Origin of the sequence: Streptococcus sp. cx1 (assembly GCF_052384325.1) — a bacterium.
Lineage (GTDB): Bacteria > Bacillota > Bacilli > Lactobacillales > Streptococcaceae > Streptococcus > Streptococcus salivarius_G.
In genome coordinates this window covers 23,796-38,815 of record NZ_JBQSUN010000004.1, presented here as the reverse complement: position 1 = coordinate 38,815, position 15,020 = coordinate 23,796, and the positions used below count along the sequence as shown (strand labels likewise).

The 15,020-nt window shown below is 40.9% G+C and carries 14 protein-coding genes; 6 read left to right on the top strand and 8 right to left on the bottom strand.

Annotated elements, in window-relative coordinates; all coding sequences use genetic code 11:
• Positions 1 to 14 precede the first annotated feature (14 nt).
• From sufC to mecA, 3 genes are all read right to left on the bottom strand, one after another.
• A complete protein-coding gene (gene sufC / locus ACT170_RS06320; protein ID WP_002883600.1) occupies positions 15 to 785 on the bottom strand; it encodes a Fe-S cluster assembly ATPase SufC in 771 nt (256 codons plus the stop codon).
• Positions 786 to 947: 162 nt separating this feature from the next.
• Positions 948 to 2,105: a glycosyltransferase family 4 protein gene (locus tag ACT170_RS06315; RefSeq protein WP_014633818.1), complete on the bottom strand. Its 1,158-nt coding sequence runs from the start codon at positions 2,103 to 2,105 to the stop codon at positions 948 to 950.
• Positions 2,106 to 2,108: 3 nt separating this feature from the next.
• Positions 2,109 to 2,858, bottom strand: coding sequence for an adaptor protein MecA (gene mecA, locus ACT170_RS06310; RefSeq protein ID WP_002883698.1), 750 nt, complete (start codon positions 2,856 to 2,858; stop codon positions 2,109 to 2,111).
• A 206-nt stretch (positions 2,859 to 3,064) separates the two neighbouring features.
• Between mecA and ACT170_RS06305 the strand changes: the two genes are divergently transcribed.
• Positions 3,065 to 3,436 carry a DUF3021 family protein gene (locus ACT170_RS06305; RefSeq protein WP_002886434.1) on the top strand — a complete coding sequence of 124 codons (372 nt, stop codon included), beginning with the start codon at positions 3,065 to 3,067 and terminating at the stop codon, positions 3,434 to 3,436.
• 59 nt (positions 3,437 to 3,495) lie between these two features.
• Here ACT170_RS06305 and ACT170_RS06300 read toward each other — a convergent pair whose 3' ends face one another.
• Positions 3,496 to 4,350 (bottom strand): undecaprenyl-diphosphate phosphatase, encoded by an 855-nt coding sequence (locus ACT170_RS06300; protein ID WP_002883622.1) that lies wholly within the window; start codon positions 4,348 to 4,350, stop codon positions 3,496 to 3,498.
• 204 nt (positions 4,351 to 4,554) lie between these two features.
• Between ACT170_RS06300 and ACT170_RS06295 the strand changes: the two genes are divergently transcribed.
• Complete coding sequence (locus ACT170_RS06295) at positions 4,555 to 6,102, top strand: ABC transporter substrate-binding protein/permease (protein WP_444818130.1); 1,548 nt, start codon at positions 4,555 to 4,557, stop codon at positions 6,100 to 6,102.
• A complete protein-coding gene (locus ACT170_RS06290) occupies positions 6,102 to 6,842 on the top strand; it encodes an amino acid ABC transporter ATP-binding protein (protein ID WP_002886432.1) in 741 nt (246 codons plus the stop codon). The genes ACT170_RS06295 and ACT170_RS06290 overlap by 1 nt, the downstream gene beginning before the upstream one ends.
• 87 nt (positions 6,843 to 6,929) lie before the next feature.
• Here the strand turns inward: ACT170_RS06290 and ACT170_RS06285 are convergent, their stop codons facing one another.
• Positions 6,930 to 9,497, bottom strand: coding sequence for an SEC10/PgrA surface exclusion domain-containing protein (locus ACT170_RS06285; RefSeq protein WP_444818129.1), 2,568 nt, complete (start codon positions 9,495 to 9,497; stop codon positions 6,930 to 6,932).
• A gap of 298 nt (positions 9,498 to 9,795) precedes the next feature.
• Between ACT170_RS06285 and ACT170_RS06280 the strand changes: the two genes are divergently transcribed.
• Positions 9,796 to 10,386 (top strand): VanZ family protein, encoded by a 591-nt coding sequence (locus ACT170_RS06280; protein WP_347096077.1) that lies wholly within the window; start codon positions 9,796 to 9,798, stop codon positions 10,384 to 10,386.
• Between the two features lie 218 nt (positions 10,387 to 10,604).
• On the opposite strand, the gene rpsO is transcribed toward ACT170_RS06280, so the two are convergent.
• Together rpsO and ACT170_RS06270 are read right to left on the bottom strand one after the other, a co-directional pair.
• Positions 10,605 to 10,874 carry a 30S ribosomal protein S15 gene (gene rpsO / locus ACT170_RS06275; protein ID WP_002883618.1) on the bottom strand — a complete coding sequence of 90 codons (270 nt, stop codon included), beginning with the start codon at positions 10,872 to 10,874 and terminating at the stop codon, positions 10,605 to 10,607.
• 149 nt (positions 10,875 to 11,023) lie between these two features.
• On the bottom strand, positions 11,024 to 12,190 hold the full coding sequence (locus tag ACT170_RS06270) for an MFS transporter (protein WP_064525450.1): 1,167 nt from the start codon (positions 12,188 to 12,190) through the stop codon (positions 11,024 to 11,026).
• 107 nt (positions 12,191 to 12,297) lie between these two features.
• Here ACT170_RS06270 and ACT170_RS06265 point away from each other — a divergent pair, with 107 nt between their 5' ends.
• On the top strand, positions 12,298 to 12,936 hold the full coding sequence (locus ACT170_RS06265; protein ID WP_444818128.1) for a Crp/Fnr family transcriptional regulator: 639 nt from the start codon (positions 12,298 to 12,300) through the stop codon (positions 12,934 to 12,936).
• A gap of 93 nt (positions 12,937 to 13,029) precedes the next feature.
• Positions 13,030 to 13,644 (top strand): peptide deformylase, encoded by a 615-nt coding sequence (gene def, locus ACT170_RS06260; RefSeq protein WP_444818127.1) that lies wholly within the window; start codon positions 13,030 to 13,032, stop codon positions 13,642 to 13,644.
• Between the two features lie 125 nt (positions 13,645 to 13,769).
• On the opposite strand, the gene ilvA is transcribed toward def, so the two are convergent.
• Entirely contained in the window at positions 13,770 to 15,020 is a 1,251-nt protein-coding gene (gene ilvA / locus ACT170_RS06255) for a threonine ammonia-lyase IlvA (protein ID WP_002883616.1), read from the bottom strand.

Here is a 15,020-nt window from a genome sequence, read left to right as displayed (position 1 = left end):
TTCGAGTAACAGACTTACGCTTCTTCGTGGTACTCGTAACCGAGCTCTTCAGCGATTTTCGCATAACCTTCTTGCTCAAGACGAGCAGCCAATTCAGGACCGCCTGAAAGAACCACTTTACCTTCCATCATTACGTGTACGACATCTGGAGTGATGTAGTTCAAGAGACGTTGGTAGTGAGTGATAATCATAGCACCGAAGCCTTCGCCACGCATAGCGTTAACCCCTTTTGAAACCACTTTAAGGGCATCAATATCAAGACCTGAGTCAATCTCATCGAGAAGAGCAAACTTAGGTTCCAACATGAGCAATTGAAGGATTTCGTTACGTTTTTTCTCACCACCTGAGAAACCTTCATTAAGGTAACGCTCAGCCATTTCTTCACGCATACCAAGCAATTCCATCTTTTCATCCAACTTAGTGATGAAATCAAGAACAGAAATCTTTTCGTCATCTTCTTTTCCAGCGTTCATAGCCGCACGGATGAACTCAGCATTTGTGATTCCTGGGATTTCAGCTGGGTATTGCATAGCAAGGAAAAGACCTAGGCGTGCACGTTCGTCAACTTCCAAATCAAGGATGCTTTCGCCATCAAAAAGGATGTCCCCTTCTGTGATTTCATAGTTTGGGTTACCCATGATAGCAGCTGAAAGGGTAGATTTACCAGTTCCGTTAGGCCCCATGATAGCAGCAATTTCACCAGTTTTAAGAGTCAAATTAAGACCCTTCAAGATTTCTTTATCTTCAACAGAAACATGAAGATTTTTGATTTCAAGTACAGACATTGTATACTCCTTTTTTCATATATACAGCGAGTACTTGCTCGCTAATTTGCATTATTTTTTTGAAAATAGTCTTACTATTTTCTGGAAAATAAAAAGAGAACTTCCATTTTCCTTAATTAGAATCATTATAACAAAAAAGCCATTACTTGGCTTTTCAAATGTTTAATTTTTTCGCCCTTGCTTCCATTTTAACATGGTTGCTTGACGATAATCGCTATTCCCGATAAATTTTAGGAAATTGAAGAGAGGTGTTCGACCAACGCCCCAAATCTCAAGCCCTTCAATCAGAATTTCCATTCCCAAAATCAAACTCAAGAGTAAGAGAATACCACCGAGACGACTGGAAACGTTTAACAAGAGGGCAATCAATGAAAAGAGGATAGCGATGGCATAAACCACCAGAACCGCTCCTCGATGAGTGAAGCCCATGGCTAGGAGACGATGATGCAAGTGCATCTTGTCAGCCTCCATGGCTGGTCGCCCTGACAATTTACGTCGGACAATGGCTACCACTGTGTCGACAATAGGCACTCCAAGGATAATAACAGGTGACAAAATAGCTACTGCGGTTGCATTTTTTAACCCTTGCAATGACAAGACACCAATCATAAAGCCAATAAAGAGCGCCCCCGTATCACCTAGATAGATAATTGCTGGATGATAATTGTAGGGGAAGAAGCCCATAATGGCAGCGACCAAGACAAAGATGGTCATGGTCAAGAAAATATCAGTATCATAGAGGAAGAAATAAGAAATCACCCCCATAGTCATAAGGGAAATGATAGAAACTCCTCCAACCAAGCCATCTAAACCATCAATCAGATTAATGGCATTGGTGATGGCCGCAATCCATAACACCGTTAAAATCAAGGTCAGGACTGGCCCAAAATGAATCATGGGACCACCAAATGGAATCTTAAAGCTATCAAATCGGAAGTCTGTAAAAGCCCAAACGATAACAGCTCCAATAACAATACCAAGCATCTTAGGTAGAGGCTTTAATTCCAAGATATCATCAATGAAGCCCGTCAGAGCTACGACAGATCCACCCACAACAACCGGTAAGATATACCTGATGTAGGAAACATGCCAAATATCCTTATGGATAATCATAGGCATAAAGACCAAGGTCGCTAGTACAAAGGCCAACAAAATAGCTAGACCACCAGCACTAGGCATTGGCTTTTTATTGATACGTCTTGCATTGGGATTGTCAACAGCTCCGACACGTAAGGCCAAAGAGCGTACCAAAGGGGTCGTCACGATGGCTATCAAAAAGGTCCCAATCAAAACGAATATATAATTAATGGTCCAAGGCATGTCTTAGCTCCATTTCGTTGCTTGTAGTACCGGTAAGGCGTCCTCTTCCATCAAGATTGTTGCATGCTCTTGTAGGTAGGCACGTGTTCGGTCTGCCACATTCGCATATTCAAGAAAACGCGCATACATATTGTTCGCGTAATAATCAGGCTCATCAGCCAAGTAAAGAAGGACTGTCATATAGTAGACATCCCCAAGTTTATAAAGCTCAGAACCTTCAACAGGCACATCCTTCAAACCTTGCGTAAAAGTCACCACTTGATCAAAGTCAGAGAAGGCCAAGACATAGTGGGTATAGTCTTCACGAATATTTTCTTCAGCCACTTCCTTGGTAGGCTCTGTCATAGCCTTATCAACCTCTTCCAAGGTCTTTTCAAGCTCTTCGAGCTTATGGTGTGCTTCGATGTCACCCTTGTCCATAAAGTTACCCTCAAGGGCCTTGAGGAACTCTTCTGGAGAAAGCCCTGAGTAGTCATCCATATCTGACAAATCGTTGAAATCAAGGTCTTCCTTAAGATCTGATTTAGTCACAAAGACATCCACACGATCCTTGCGTGGCGTGACACGGAAGCTCAGCATCCCACTATTTTTAAAGTTATCAGGCAAGTCCAACTCATCCATGACAGTATAGAAAAATTCCTCTGTTTTTTCCTGGGGAATCAAGAAATCCTTCAATTCCATACCATGTTCTTCAAGATCTTCCATGGTAATCATGATTTTTAGAGTTGTCTCGCTTATTTGTTTCATTTCCATATGTAAAAAACCTCGCACGAGTAGTTATTTCATTATACTAGAAAAGCCAAGAGATAGCAATTTCTGAGCAAGTTTGAGTCTTATTTTGGAAAGGATTTCTAAAAACTTCTTAATACTAACAAAACCTTGTATTTCCCCATTTATACCTGTCATCTATCCTAGATTGGAGTATAATAAAAGTGAAGATATACATGGAGGTGATGACCATGACTGCCTATAAAAAAGGGTGGCTACGAGCTAGCATTGCTGGAGGAATAACGAGTTTATTGACGCTCTTTCTCTACTTATCGGGGCAACCTTATCAAGTAAACAAATCTACCTTTCTTACAGGGCTAATCGTCGCCATCATACTAGCAACTGCACCCATTTACGACGATAACCGTTTATCGCTCAAACAGCAATCTCTTCTCCACTTCTCAATCATGTGTGTTACCATCCTTCCAATTCTCTGTTTGTCCGGATGGTATCCCTTGCATAATATCGTGGACTTCTTGAAAATCCTAGCTAGCTTCTTGACTTGTGGACTGGTCCTATGGTTGCTAGCTTACCTTATCTTTGGAAAACTTATCCACAAATAATCTCTAAACCAGATAAAAAGGACTTCAATTGAAGTCCTTTTCAGTTTACTTAAAAGTAATTATCCGAAAATAAGTTTGACAGCTCCATAAAGAAGCACAATAATACCAAGCACGATACGGTATTTTCCGAAAACAGTGAAGTCATGTTTCTTAATGTAATTCATCAAGAAGCGAATCACGAACAAGCTGACAACAAAGGCTGTCACACTAGCTACCAAGAGAATAGCCACTTGTCCACCTGTCAAGGTATTCCCGTCAATGAAATACTTAACCGCCTTAAGTCCACTATAACCAAACATGGTTGGAATACCAAGGAAGAAGGTAAAGTCAGCAGCTACGCTACGACTAGTACCAACGATGATACCCCCAAGAATAGTAGCACCTGAACGGCTTGTCCCTGGAATGATACTCAAGACTTGGAAAAGACCAATATAGAAAGCTGTCTTGTAAGACATACGTGCCAAATCCGTTACCTTAGGCTCTACACGTCGATTGCGGTCCTCAATCCAAATAAAGGCAATCCCGTAGACTACCAACATGATAGCTACTACAAAGAAATTACTGAGATGGGCCTCCATCCAGTCATCTAAAAGAAGACCAAAAAAGGCTGAAGGAATACAGGCAATGACCACCTTGAGCCAAAGTTGCCAAGTCAATTGCACTTCACGTGCTGTCTTACCAGGTTGGAAGGGATTCAAACGTTTAAAGTAAATGACCATAACCGCAAGAATAGCACCAAGTTGGATTACGATATTAAACATATCAATGAAATCTTTACTCTGTCTCAAGTTCAAGAATTCATTAACCAAAATCAAGTGACCTGTAGATGAAATAGGTAGCCACTCTGTGATTCCTTCGACAATCCCAAGAAAGACTGCTTTTAGTAATTCAATAATAAATTGTGCCGTTTGCATAATTATCTCCGTTTTAAAATGCTAGCCCATCATACCAAAAATGATCAGGGCTCCAAACCGTCCTTCCCATTATATCAAATTACAACTTGTATTTGAAGACAATCTTGATATAGAGATTGTTTTTCTAATCCCAGCTTATTGTCATTAGTCCTAATTTCCTGTAAAATAGTAAGGTATGACATTTTTATAGGAGACATTGTTTCAATGAAAAAAATTATTGTAGCCTGCTTTGCAGCGCTCCTCCTCGTTTTTGGTGGGGTATCAAGCGCTCAAGCAGACGAGTATCTCCGTGTCGGTATGGAGGCTGCCTATGCACCTTTCAACTGGACGCAGGACGATGACTCAAACGGAGCCGTTCCAATCGAAGGTACTAAACAGTATGCCAACGGTTATGACGTGCAAATCGCTAAAAAAATTGCTCAAGCCCAAGGTAAGAAACCCTTAGTGGTCAAAACAGCTTGGACAGGTTTGATTCCTGCCCTCACTTCTGGCAAGATCGATATGATTATCGCAGGTATGAGTCCAACAGCTGAACGTCGTCAAGAAATTGACTTTTCAGATAGCTACTACCGAAGCGAACCTGTTATGGTTGTTAGCTCTGATGGTGATTATGCTAACGCTAAGAGTCTCAAAGACTTCAAGGATGCTAAAATCACAGCTCAACAAGGGGTTTATCTCTATAATTTGATTGATCAAATCCCAGGTGTCAGCAAACAAACAGCTATGGGAGACTTCGGTGCTATGCGCCAAGCCCTTGCATCTGGTATCATCGATGGTTATGTTTCAGAGCGTCCTGAAGCAAAAACTGCCGAAGAAGCTAGCTCAAAATATAAGATGATTACGCTTAAAGATGGTGGTTTCCAGGTTTCAGACGATGACGTGTCCTTGGCCGTCGGTCTTCGTAAAGGAGACAGCCAGCAGATGGAACAAGTCAATAAGGTCCTTGCTGGAATCAGCCAAGAGGAACGTGTCAAACTGATGGATCACATCATTGACATCCAACCTGCAGATAAGACTGATGATGCTAAAAAAGGAAACTTCTTTAGTCAGATGAGCGCTATCATCGCTAAGAACTGGCCACAATTCTTACGTGGTACAGGAATTACCCTTCTTATCTCAATTATTGGTACAGTTGTGGGTACTTTCATCGGTCTTATGATTGGTGTTTACCGCACAGCTCCTAAAGCTGCTAATAAATTTGTAGCCTTGCTCCAAAAACTCTTCGGTTGGGTTCTTAATGTCTATATCGAAGTTTTCCGTGGTACGCCAATGATTGTACAATCTATGGTTATCTACTACGGTACTGCCCAGGCCTTTGGTATCAACATTGACCGTACCCTAGCAGCTGTCTTCATCGTTTCTATCAACACCGGAGCCTACATGAGTGAAATCGTTCGTGGTGGTATCTTCGCTGTAGATAAAGGACAATTTGAAGCTGCAACTGCTCTTGGATTTACCCATGGTCAAACCATGCGTAAGATTGTTCTTCCACAGGTTATCCGTAACATCTTGCCAGCTACTGGTAATGAGTTCGTTATCAATATCAAGGATACCTCTGTTTTGAACGTTATCTCTGTTGTGGAACTTTACTTCGCAGGTAACACTGTTGCAAGCCAAACTTATCAATACTTCCAAACATTCTTTGTTATCGCAGCAATCTACTTTGTCCTCACCTTCACAGTGACACGCATCTTGCGTTATGTAGAACGCCGTTTGGATCAAGATACTTACACACAAGGAGGGGTTCACTAATGACTGAGACGATTTTAGAAATTAAAAACCTCAAAAAATCATACGGAAAAAATGAAGTCCTCAAAGATATCTCCCTCAGCGTCAAAAAGGGTGAGGTTATCTCAATTATTGGTTCTTCAGGTTCAGGGAAATCAACCTTCCTTCGCTCTATTAACCTACTCGAGTCACCTTCAGGTGGTGAAATCCTCTATCATGGAGACAATGTCCTTGAAAAAGGTTACGACCTCACTACCTATCGTGAAAGACTCGGTATGGTTTTCCAATCTTTCAACCTCTTTGAAAACCTTAATGTTTTGGAAAATGCTATCGTAGCTCAAACAACCGTTCTCAAACGTGACCGTAAAGAAGCTGAGAGTATCGCCAAAGCTAACTTGGAGAAAGTTGGTATGGGGGAACAATACTGGAAAGCTAAACCAAAACAACTCTCAGGGGGACAAAAACAACGTGTGGCCATTGCCCGTGCCCTCTCTGTTGATCCAGAAGCCATCCTATTTGACGAGCCAACTTCAGCCCTTGACCCAGAAATGGTAGGGGAAGTACTCAAGACTATGCAGGAGCTATCTGAAACTGGTTTGACCATGATTATCGTTACCCATGAAATGGAGTTCGCACGTGATGTTTCAGACCGTGTCATCTTCATGGATAAAGGGGTAATCGCTGAACAAGGTAGCCCAGAACAAATCTTTGAAAATCCTAAAGAAGAACGTACCAAGGAATTCCTCAAACGTTTCTTGGGTTAAAAACAAAAAAGTTAAGGTCGAAACCTTAACTTTTTTTAGATTCTCAAATAGATAAAAAAACGGCAGATGCCGTTTTTTTGTCTATGATTAGTTACGACGTGTACGTCTGTCAACAAAACCAAGGAAGGCCAATAGTGTCATAAAGAGACCTACAAGACTGAATCCTACTGTAGTTGACTCACCTGTTTCTGGCAAGCTGTCTGTTTCTTGTACAGGAGCTTGTTTCTCTGCTTTTGCTTGACCATAATTTACAGGAATTTGAGCCGCCGTTTGAGCTGCTTTTTCTTGTGTTGTGAAAGCAACAACTTTACCATCTACATCGTAAACAGGTACTGGTGTAAGACCTTTAGAGATGATGTTAGCATACTCTTTAGTCAATTGTGTTTGAAGCTCTTTGTCTGCTTTAGCTTTCATATAGTTATCGAAAGCTGTTTGAACAGTCGTGTATTCGCTCGTTAATTTATCACGTTTAGCAGACAATTCAACCAGTTTCGCACGTTCAGTTGAAAGAGCACCTTTCGCCGCAGTAAATTTAGCAAAGGCTGTTGCACGTTCTGCTTTAGCCTTAGCTAGGTTACCTGAAGCATTTGTAAGGGCTGCTACACGGTTCTTAGCAGCAGTCAAGGCTTGGTTAGCTTGTGTCAATGCTACTTGTTTCTTAGCAGTATCTTGCTTAGCAGCGTTGTAGGCATTTGTCAAACGTTGCAAGGTTGCAGAACTTGTCGCAAGTTTATCTTTAGCTGTTTTAAGCTCTGCTTGTTTTTCATCAAGAGTTGCTTGAGCTTTGCTAAGGGCTGCTGCTTTTTCTTGTGCGTTAGCATTAAGGTTTTCAACTGCAGCGTTAGCTTTTTCCAATTCTGATTTAGCAGTTGCAAGGGCTGATTGTTTTTCAGAAAGGTTATTCTGAGCAGTTGCCAACTTGCTTGCAGTCGCTTTAAGAGCTGCAAGTTCTGACTGAGTATTCTTAAGCTTAAGAGTTGCTGACTCAGAAGCCGCTTTCTTGCTAGCCAAGTCACTTTGAGCTTGATCGTTAGCTTGCTTAGCAGCTTCATAAGCTGCTTTTGCAGCAGCAAGATTTGCATTTGAAGATGATTGAGATTGGTTACCTTCATATGGGTTAGCAATCTTAGTTGTGTCAAAGCTACTATCAGAAGCGATAGAATTTTTATTGACATTGTTTACGTGAACGTTAAAGGCACCGGCAACAACACTGATGTCTGTACCAATGTAAGCCTCACCACCATCTGCTGTAAGTCCAGAGATAGAACGAGCATGGTTCCACTCATTACCATTAAACATGAAGTCGAGCATAGCTTCATAGACATATTTCTTAATGTCGTTAAGTGTAAATGGTCCTGTCAAACCTTGCCATGTATTAAGGTTTTCACCAATACTTACACTATTAAATGACTTACCAGCACGGTCAAGGGCGGCACTATCATGTCTTTTATGGGTAATAGCTTCCCAACCCCAGTTATCTGCTACATAACCATCTGAAACACGATCAGCTGCAAGAACACTACCTTTTGAAACAGATGTTTGAGTTGTACCAAAGGCTGTACGAATTTGGTTAATCAAACTTGAAGCATACAATGACAAATCTGTAATTTGAGCTTCACTAAGATTATTCAAATCACTAATTTTAACATTTTTATCTGCTTCATTGTCTTGATAACTATTGTTACCACGATCACGTTTATTAACGTTCTTCAAGACTTGTTCAGCTTGAGCTATTTCTGCTGCTGTCGCTGTTTTAGACTCATGAATCTTAAGAGCATTGACATACTCTTGTGACACTGAGAATTTTTGACGAACATTAGCTGTTGAAGTTGTTGAAGATTCTGCTTTTTTCTTAGCTGCTTCAGCGGCTGCAAGGGCAGCTGCCTTTTCATTAGCTACTGTTTGAGCAGTCTCATAGGCTGCTTTAGCTTGGTTTGCTGCATTTTGGTCTGCAGTCAATTGACCTTCTTTAGCTAAAATAGCAGTAGCTTTTTCTTTATCAGCTGCCTGAGCTGCTGCCAGTTCTTCTTGAGCTTTTTTCTCAGCTACTGTTGCAGCGTCAAAAACTGATTGTGCTTTAGCTTGGTTAGAAGCTGCCTCAGAAGCGCTAGAACCATTAAGAGCTGCTTTAGCAGCATCTACTGATTTTTGAGCATTAGCAACTTCACTAGCTTTAGCATTGACATTAGCTTGATCTGTATTAACGACAGATTGCTGTTTGTCTGCTGCATCTTTGGCAGTTTTTTCTGCTGATTGAGCTGTTTCGACTGCTGACTTAGCTTCCTTAGCCGCATTTTCCGCAGTAGTTACTTGACCTTGAGCGGCAGCAATAGTTTCTGGACTTGCTTCATCGGCTGCTGTTTGTGCCTTTTGCAAGTTAGCATCTGCTGTCGCTAGGTTTGCTTGAGCCTGGTTGGCAGCTGCTTCATGATTAGCAACTACTGACTCTTGTTGCGATACTGCTTGATTTGCAGCGCTGGCTTGTTCTCTAGCCGCTTCAACTTGGGCTTGAGTTGGGACAGCTTGTGTAGCTGTCGATGATACTGATGCTGTTGTTGAGGCTTGATCGTTTGTCGTTACCTCATCAGCTTTAGCAACTGTAGCAGAAACTGCAAGTGCTGCAATTCCAGCTGTCGCCAAAACCTTTTTATTCATAAGACGAACTCCTTTTTATGTTAAAAATTCACTACTATATAATAACATTTTAATAATCCTGAAACAAGATGCTGACTCCTAATTTTTTAAATTTAATTATTTTATAAGCTTTCATAGCCTGTTTACAAAAACCATTAAATTGTTAGTCAAAAGTAGAGTTGCTGTTTCAAAGTCCTTTTTTAGTCTTTGATTCTGCCTTATCTTTCCATTCTATCAAAACTTCGTTACAGTTTCTTAACTTTCTTTAAACGTTTTTTTGATATAATGTGTGCTCATCATATGCAAATGGAGGAGCAAAGTGGCAAAAACATTAAAAACATTGAGTAATATCTTACTAGGAAGCCTATCACTGTGCTTGTCTTATTGGTTTTATAGGGGTCATCTCGAACAGTACGTTCATTACATCGCCCATTATGGCTCCTACTTCCAAGTCTTACTCAACCTAGTCATCATAGTCCTGCTTAGTTACTTTGTCTATGCTTTTTTGAAACTCCTTCTTACTAGACAGCTGAAAAAACAGACACTGCTCCTACTCTACTTCATTTACTTTCTTGCTCTCTTCTACCTACTTTTCTTGAAAAACATTGGTACCCAAGGTCTCTCACTTAATCCCCTTTCCTTCGCTCGGGAATTATACTGGGGGAGCCACTTCGTTCCCATCATGAACCTATTAATGTTCATTCCTCTGGGACTCCTCTTTTCTTCACGATTGAGTAATCTCCTACTTTGTCTCCTGACCCTTTTCACCGTCGAATCCATTCAGTATTTTGGACATTTGGGAGTCTTTGATTTAGGAGATATCGCCTTAAATATGCTAGGTATCCTTGTCGGAACCTCTATCCATCAACTCCCTCAATTTCAAACAGTTATCAAAAAGATTTTAAGATAGAGAAGCCTCCAGAATTAAACCTGGAGGTCTTTTGCTTGCTCTATAGATTTATCATCGTAAGAAATTCTTAGATGAATACAGCAAAACTGCCCTCTGAATCTAGAGAGCTGTTCTGAACTCGGGCTAAAATCCTGGTAAAAAAGAAAAACTGCCCCATCATAGAGCAGTTCCATTTTCGTGTATTCAATTGAACAAAGCCTAGACACTTGTATCTTGAATTAACGACGAAGTCCGAGTGAGCTGATCAACTCACGGTAACGGTTAACGTCTGTGCGGCGAAGGTATGCCAACAAGTTACGACGGTGACCGATTTTTTTCATCAAACCACGGTAAGTAGCGTGGTCTTTTTTGTGTTGTTTAATGTGTTCGTTAAGGTGGTTGATTTCCCAAGTAAGGACAGCAACTTGAACCTCTACTGAACCAGTGTCACCTTCGTGACGTGCGTATTGAGCAATGATTTCATTTTTTTTCTCTTTTGAGATTGCCATGTTTTTTCTCCTTTTTTTGCTCCATCCGAGTCTTAGGATTGGCTCTCCTAAAACCAAGAAAGAGTTGGTTTGTCTTTACGACCTCTCTATTTTAGCTCATCTACTAATCTTTGTCAATCGCAAGATTTCACTGATTAAGTTTTTGAAGCTTAGACTTTTTTGGCCATTTTTGCATTCAGAAAGAATCCAAGGAAAAGTAGGAAAAGTAGGAAACTTACGATAGCATAAGCTAGAAAAATCCAACTAAAACTTGGAGATATGAGTGCTAACAATTTCAAAACATAAGGGGAAATGGCTGACCCTAGGTTACAGCCTAAGAGGACATAGGCTGTCGCCTTGTTCAACAGACTTCTAGCAATAGACTCAGAAAGTCGGTTAAAGATAATTGTCAAAATAATACTATAAAAGAAACCAACACCAACTGAAGATAAAATCAAAATCGGTAAGTTACTAGCCACTGACATCCCAAAGAGACAAACCGCTAACAAGAACATCACTATAAGCAAAAGACGATTTTTAAAATGTCCTATAAGCGAGGCGAAACTCAGTCCAGCTACAATTCCAATTCCCTGCTCTAAACTCAGTACTAAGGCTGATTGACCACTCTCAATAGTCTTACCAGCAACTTGAAACAGAGGCACGCGCAAACTAATCGAAGAATTGATACAGATGACAAAACCTGCTAAAAGAGCCATGCCAAGAATCATACCAAGGTCTTTTTTGTTCAGAACTTGTTTTCTTTTTGTAATCTGCTTCTTCTCCACCTGCTCCATCGATGGCACAAAAAGGAGGTACATAATCAAAATCACAAAACCAAAACCATAGATAAGAAAGGCAAAGGTCCAATGAATTTTCAGTAATTGTCCAACTAAAAGAGAACAAGAAGCTCCACCAATCAACTCCATGGAGCCACGAATACCTAACATCTGAACTCGCTCTTTACCTTGATAACGTTGACTGATGATGGCAATCGCCTTAGCATTGATAAGACCAATCCCCATTCCAAAAGCAATACGTGACAGTAAGACAAGAGGATAGGCTTGTACAAAAAAAGGAAAAATCCCAGCACTACTAAGTAAGAGCAGCCCAGTCACAATTAGCTGTCTATCACTTAGCCATTTGTCAATAAATGAATTAAGTAAGAGCATCGCGACTACGGAAAATGAAGGGACAGATACTAAAAGCTCCACTTGCGCGGCAGAAAAGGTTGGGCTATAGTAGTCCAACATAGGTGGTAACGCTGTTGAAATCGAAAAGGCCGAAATCAAGAGCAAGGATAGCCCAAGCAGGCTCATTTTTTCTAAAATTCGTGTCATAATATAGGGATAAGAACATCCTTTCCTTACTTGTCTAATAGTTATTTTTTCATTATAATCTAAGGAGACTTTAAAAAATAGGACCTAGGTCCTAAAAAAGGAGATGTATGCGTAATCATACCATAAGACCTCAATTTGACCAGGTCTTTCCACCCCCCTACCTCAACCAATTACAGAAAGTCACCTTTCAAAAGAACGATTATATTTGTACCCAAGGGCAAGCTATCACTGAGCTGACCTACATTTTATCAGGAAAGGTAAAAATTGTTCGTTCTCTCTTCAATGGTAAAGAACATATCCTAGAAACGCTCAATCAGCCTCAGATATTGGGAGATGTAGAACTCATGACCAACCAACCAGCAGGATCATCAGTCATTGCTTTAGAAGAGGTTCAAGCAGTTCAGCTCCCATTAAATAATAAAGAAGAACTCCTCAAAGACCCTGTTTTTCTCTACCAAATTGGACGTAACCTGGCTATGGCACTGCATAAGCAAGGTATCACTGCTTCAACGAATGCGAGCTACTCTGTCAAAGAGCGTCTGGCCACCCATATTTTGAATAGTGAAGAAGAGAATATCTTTCAATTATCGCCATCTATTTTAGCTTCCCGTTTTGGAACTAGCTATCGTCATGTACAGCGAGTCATCAAACAATTTATCGACCAGGGAATTATCGAAAAAGAGGCCTTTAAAACCTATCGTATTTTAGAGAGACAAACCTTGGAAAAACTGGCTTTTATCGATTAGAAAAAGCCTCACTTTAATCCTTGATGGTTTAATTTTCAACCCTTTTGTGCTATAGTTATAAACAAGTAAATCAAAGAAAATAGAGGTAAACAAATGGACGCTCAAACCAAAATTATCCGCGCCAGCCATATGATTAATATGAATGATATCATTCGCGAAGGAAATCCAACCTTGCGTGCTGTCGCTGAAGATGTAACCTTCCCACTATCAGACGAAGACATTATCCTAGGCGAAAAAATGATGCAGTTTCTTCGTAACTCACAAGATCCTGTTATTGCCGAAAAAATGGGGCTTCGTGGGGGAGTCGGTCTTGCAGCCCCTCAATTAGATATTTCAAAACGCATTATCGCTGTTCTCGTTCCAAACCCTGAAGACGCTGAGGGTAATCCACCAAAAGAAGCATATAGTCTTCAAGAAATCATGTACAACCCTAAAGTAGTTGCCCATTCTGTTCAGGATGCTGCTTTGGGCGATGGCGAAGGATGCCTCTCAGTTGACCGCGATGTTCCTGGTTACGTGGTTCGTCATGCTCGAGTAACTGTTGAATACTTCAACAAAGAGGGCGAAAAGCAACGTGTTAAACTCCGTGGTTACAACTCAATCGTTGTTCAACATGAAATCGACCATACTAACGGTATCATGTTCTACGACCGCATCAATAAAGACAATCCATTCGCCATCAAAGATGGACTCTTAATTATCGAATAAAGAAAACCTCAGTAGAAATACTGGGGTTTTAGTTTGAAGATAAGGCATTAGTACCACTTTATAGCTAAGTCAAAGTAGAAAAGAACCGACTTCGTCGATTCTTTTTTCATTGTCTGAACCTGTCCTCAGACAAGCATATTGTATAGTGTTTCGTTACCGTGAAGGTTGATATAACTTGGGTCAAAGGCCGAAAGACGCTCGAGAAGTCCATCATAGTCGTTCTTATCACTAAGAGCTATACCAATGAGAACCGGACCTTTTCCTTTATTAGCACGTTTGATGTACTCAAAACGAGTGATATCATCATTTGGTCCCAAGATATCATTTACAAATTCACGAAGGGCACCAGGACGTTGTGGGAAGTTAACCACAAAGTAATGCTTGATACCATCGTAGATAAGCGCACGTTCTTCCATCTCTGGCATACGGTTGATGTCATTGTTACCACCTGAAATGATGCAGACGATGGTTTTTCCTTTAATCTCATCTTTGATCACTTCCAAAGCTGCCACTGATGCCGCACCTGCGGGTTCTGCAATGGTACCAACCTTAGAGTACATATCAATTAGGGTTTCTGAAATCAATCCTTCATCAACTCCCAAGAGGCGGTCAACATATTTACGTGCGACTTCATAGGTCTTGACACCTACCTTTTGAACAGCAATCCCGTCCGCAAACTTATCAATTTCTTCGAGTTTTACAGGATAACCACGGTCAAAGGCAGCACGCATACTACGAGCACCACTAGCCTCAACACCAATAACCTCCATAGACGGTGCTACATCCTTGATATAGGTAGCTACACCAGAGATAAGGCCGCCACCACCTACTGGAACCAAGATACTATCGAAGGAAACACCTTCCTCTTGAGCCTGCTCATAAATTTCATAAGCAACAGTTCCTTGCCCCGCTTGGACATTATAATCGTCGAATGGATCAATGAAAGTCATCCCTTCAGACTTGGTATATTCCTGCGCTGCTTGGGCAGAAGCATCAAAGGTATCTCCCACCAATTTGATTGTTACAAACTTGCCACCAAAGAAACGGACTTGACCAATTTTTTGGAGAGGTGTTGTTACTGGCATAAAGATGGTTGCCGGAATCTTCATCTCGTTACAAGTGTAGGCAACCCCCTGAGCATGGTTTCCGGCTGATGCACAAACCACACCACGCGCCTTATCCTCATCACTCAATTGATGGATAGCATAGTAGGCTCCACGCAATTTGAAAGAGCGTACCTTTTGCATATTTTCTTTTTTAATATAAATGGTCGCCCCGTATTTTTCAGATAGGTAGCGATCAAAATCTAGTGGTGTGCGTTCCACCACGTTTTTTAAGACTTCATTAGCCTTTACGATATCATTTGCAGTAATCAT

Coding starts and splice junctions, on each gene's coding strand:
- ACT170_RS06265 (WP_444818128.1), top strand. CDS start 12,298: ATGCGTAATCATACCATAAGACCTCAATTTGACCAGGTCTTTCCACCC.
- mecA (WP_002883698.1), bottom strand. CDS start 2,858: ATGGAAATGAAACAAATAAGCGAGACAACTCTAAAAATCATGATTACC.
- ACT170_RS06315 (WP_014633818.1), bottom strand. CDS start 2,105: ATGCCTTGGACCATTAATTATATATTCGTTTTGATTGGGACCTTTTTG.
- ACT170_RS06295 (WP_444818130.1), top strand. CDS start 4,555: ATGAAAAAAATTATTGTAGCCTGCTTTGCAGCGCTCCTCCTCGTTTTT.
- ACT170_RS06285 (WP_444818129.1), bottom strand. CDS start 9,497: ATGAATAAAAAGGTTTTGGCGACAGCTGGAATTGCAGCACTTGCAGTT.
- sufC (WP_002883600.1), bottom strand. CDS start 785: ATGTCTGTACTTGAAATCAAAAATCTTCATGTTTCTGTTGAAGATAAA.
- ACT170_RS06290 (WP_002886432.1), top strand. CDS start 6,102: ATGACTGAGACGATTTTAGAAATTAAAAACCTCAAAAAATCATACGGA.
- def (WP_444818127.1), top strand. CDS start 13,030: ATGGACGCTCAAACCAAAATTATCCGCGCCAGCCATATGATTAATATG.
- ACT170_RS06300 (WP_002883622.1), bottom strand. CDS start 4,350: ATGCAAACGGCACAATTTATTATTGAATTACTAAAAGCAGTCTTTCTT.
- rpsO (WP_002883618.1), bottom strand. CDS start 10,874: ATGGCAATCTCAAAAGAGAAAAAAAATGAAATCATTGCTCAATACGCA.
- ilvA (WP_002883616.1), bottom strand. CDS start 15,020: ATGATTACTGCAAATGATATCGTAAAGGCTAATGAAGTCTTAAAAAAC.
- ACT170_RS06270 (WP_064525450.1), bottom strand. CDS start 12,190: ATGACACGAATTTTAGAAAAAATGAGCCTGCTTGGGCTATCCTTGCTC.
- ACT170_RS06305 (WP_002886434.1), top strand. CDS start 3,065: ATGACTGCCTATAAAAAAGGGTGGCTACGAGCTAGCATTGCTGGAGGA.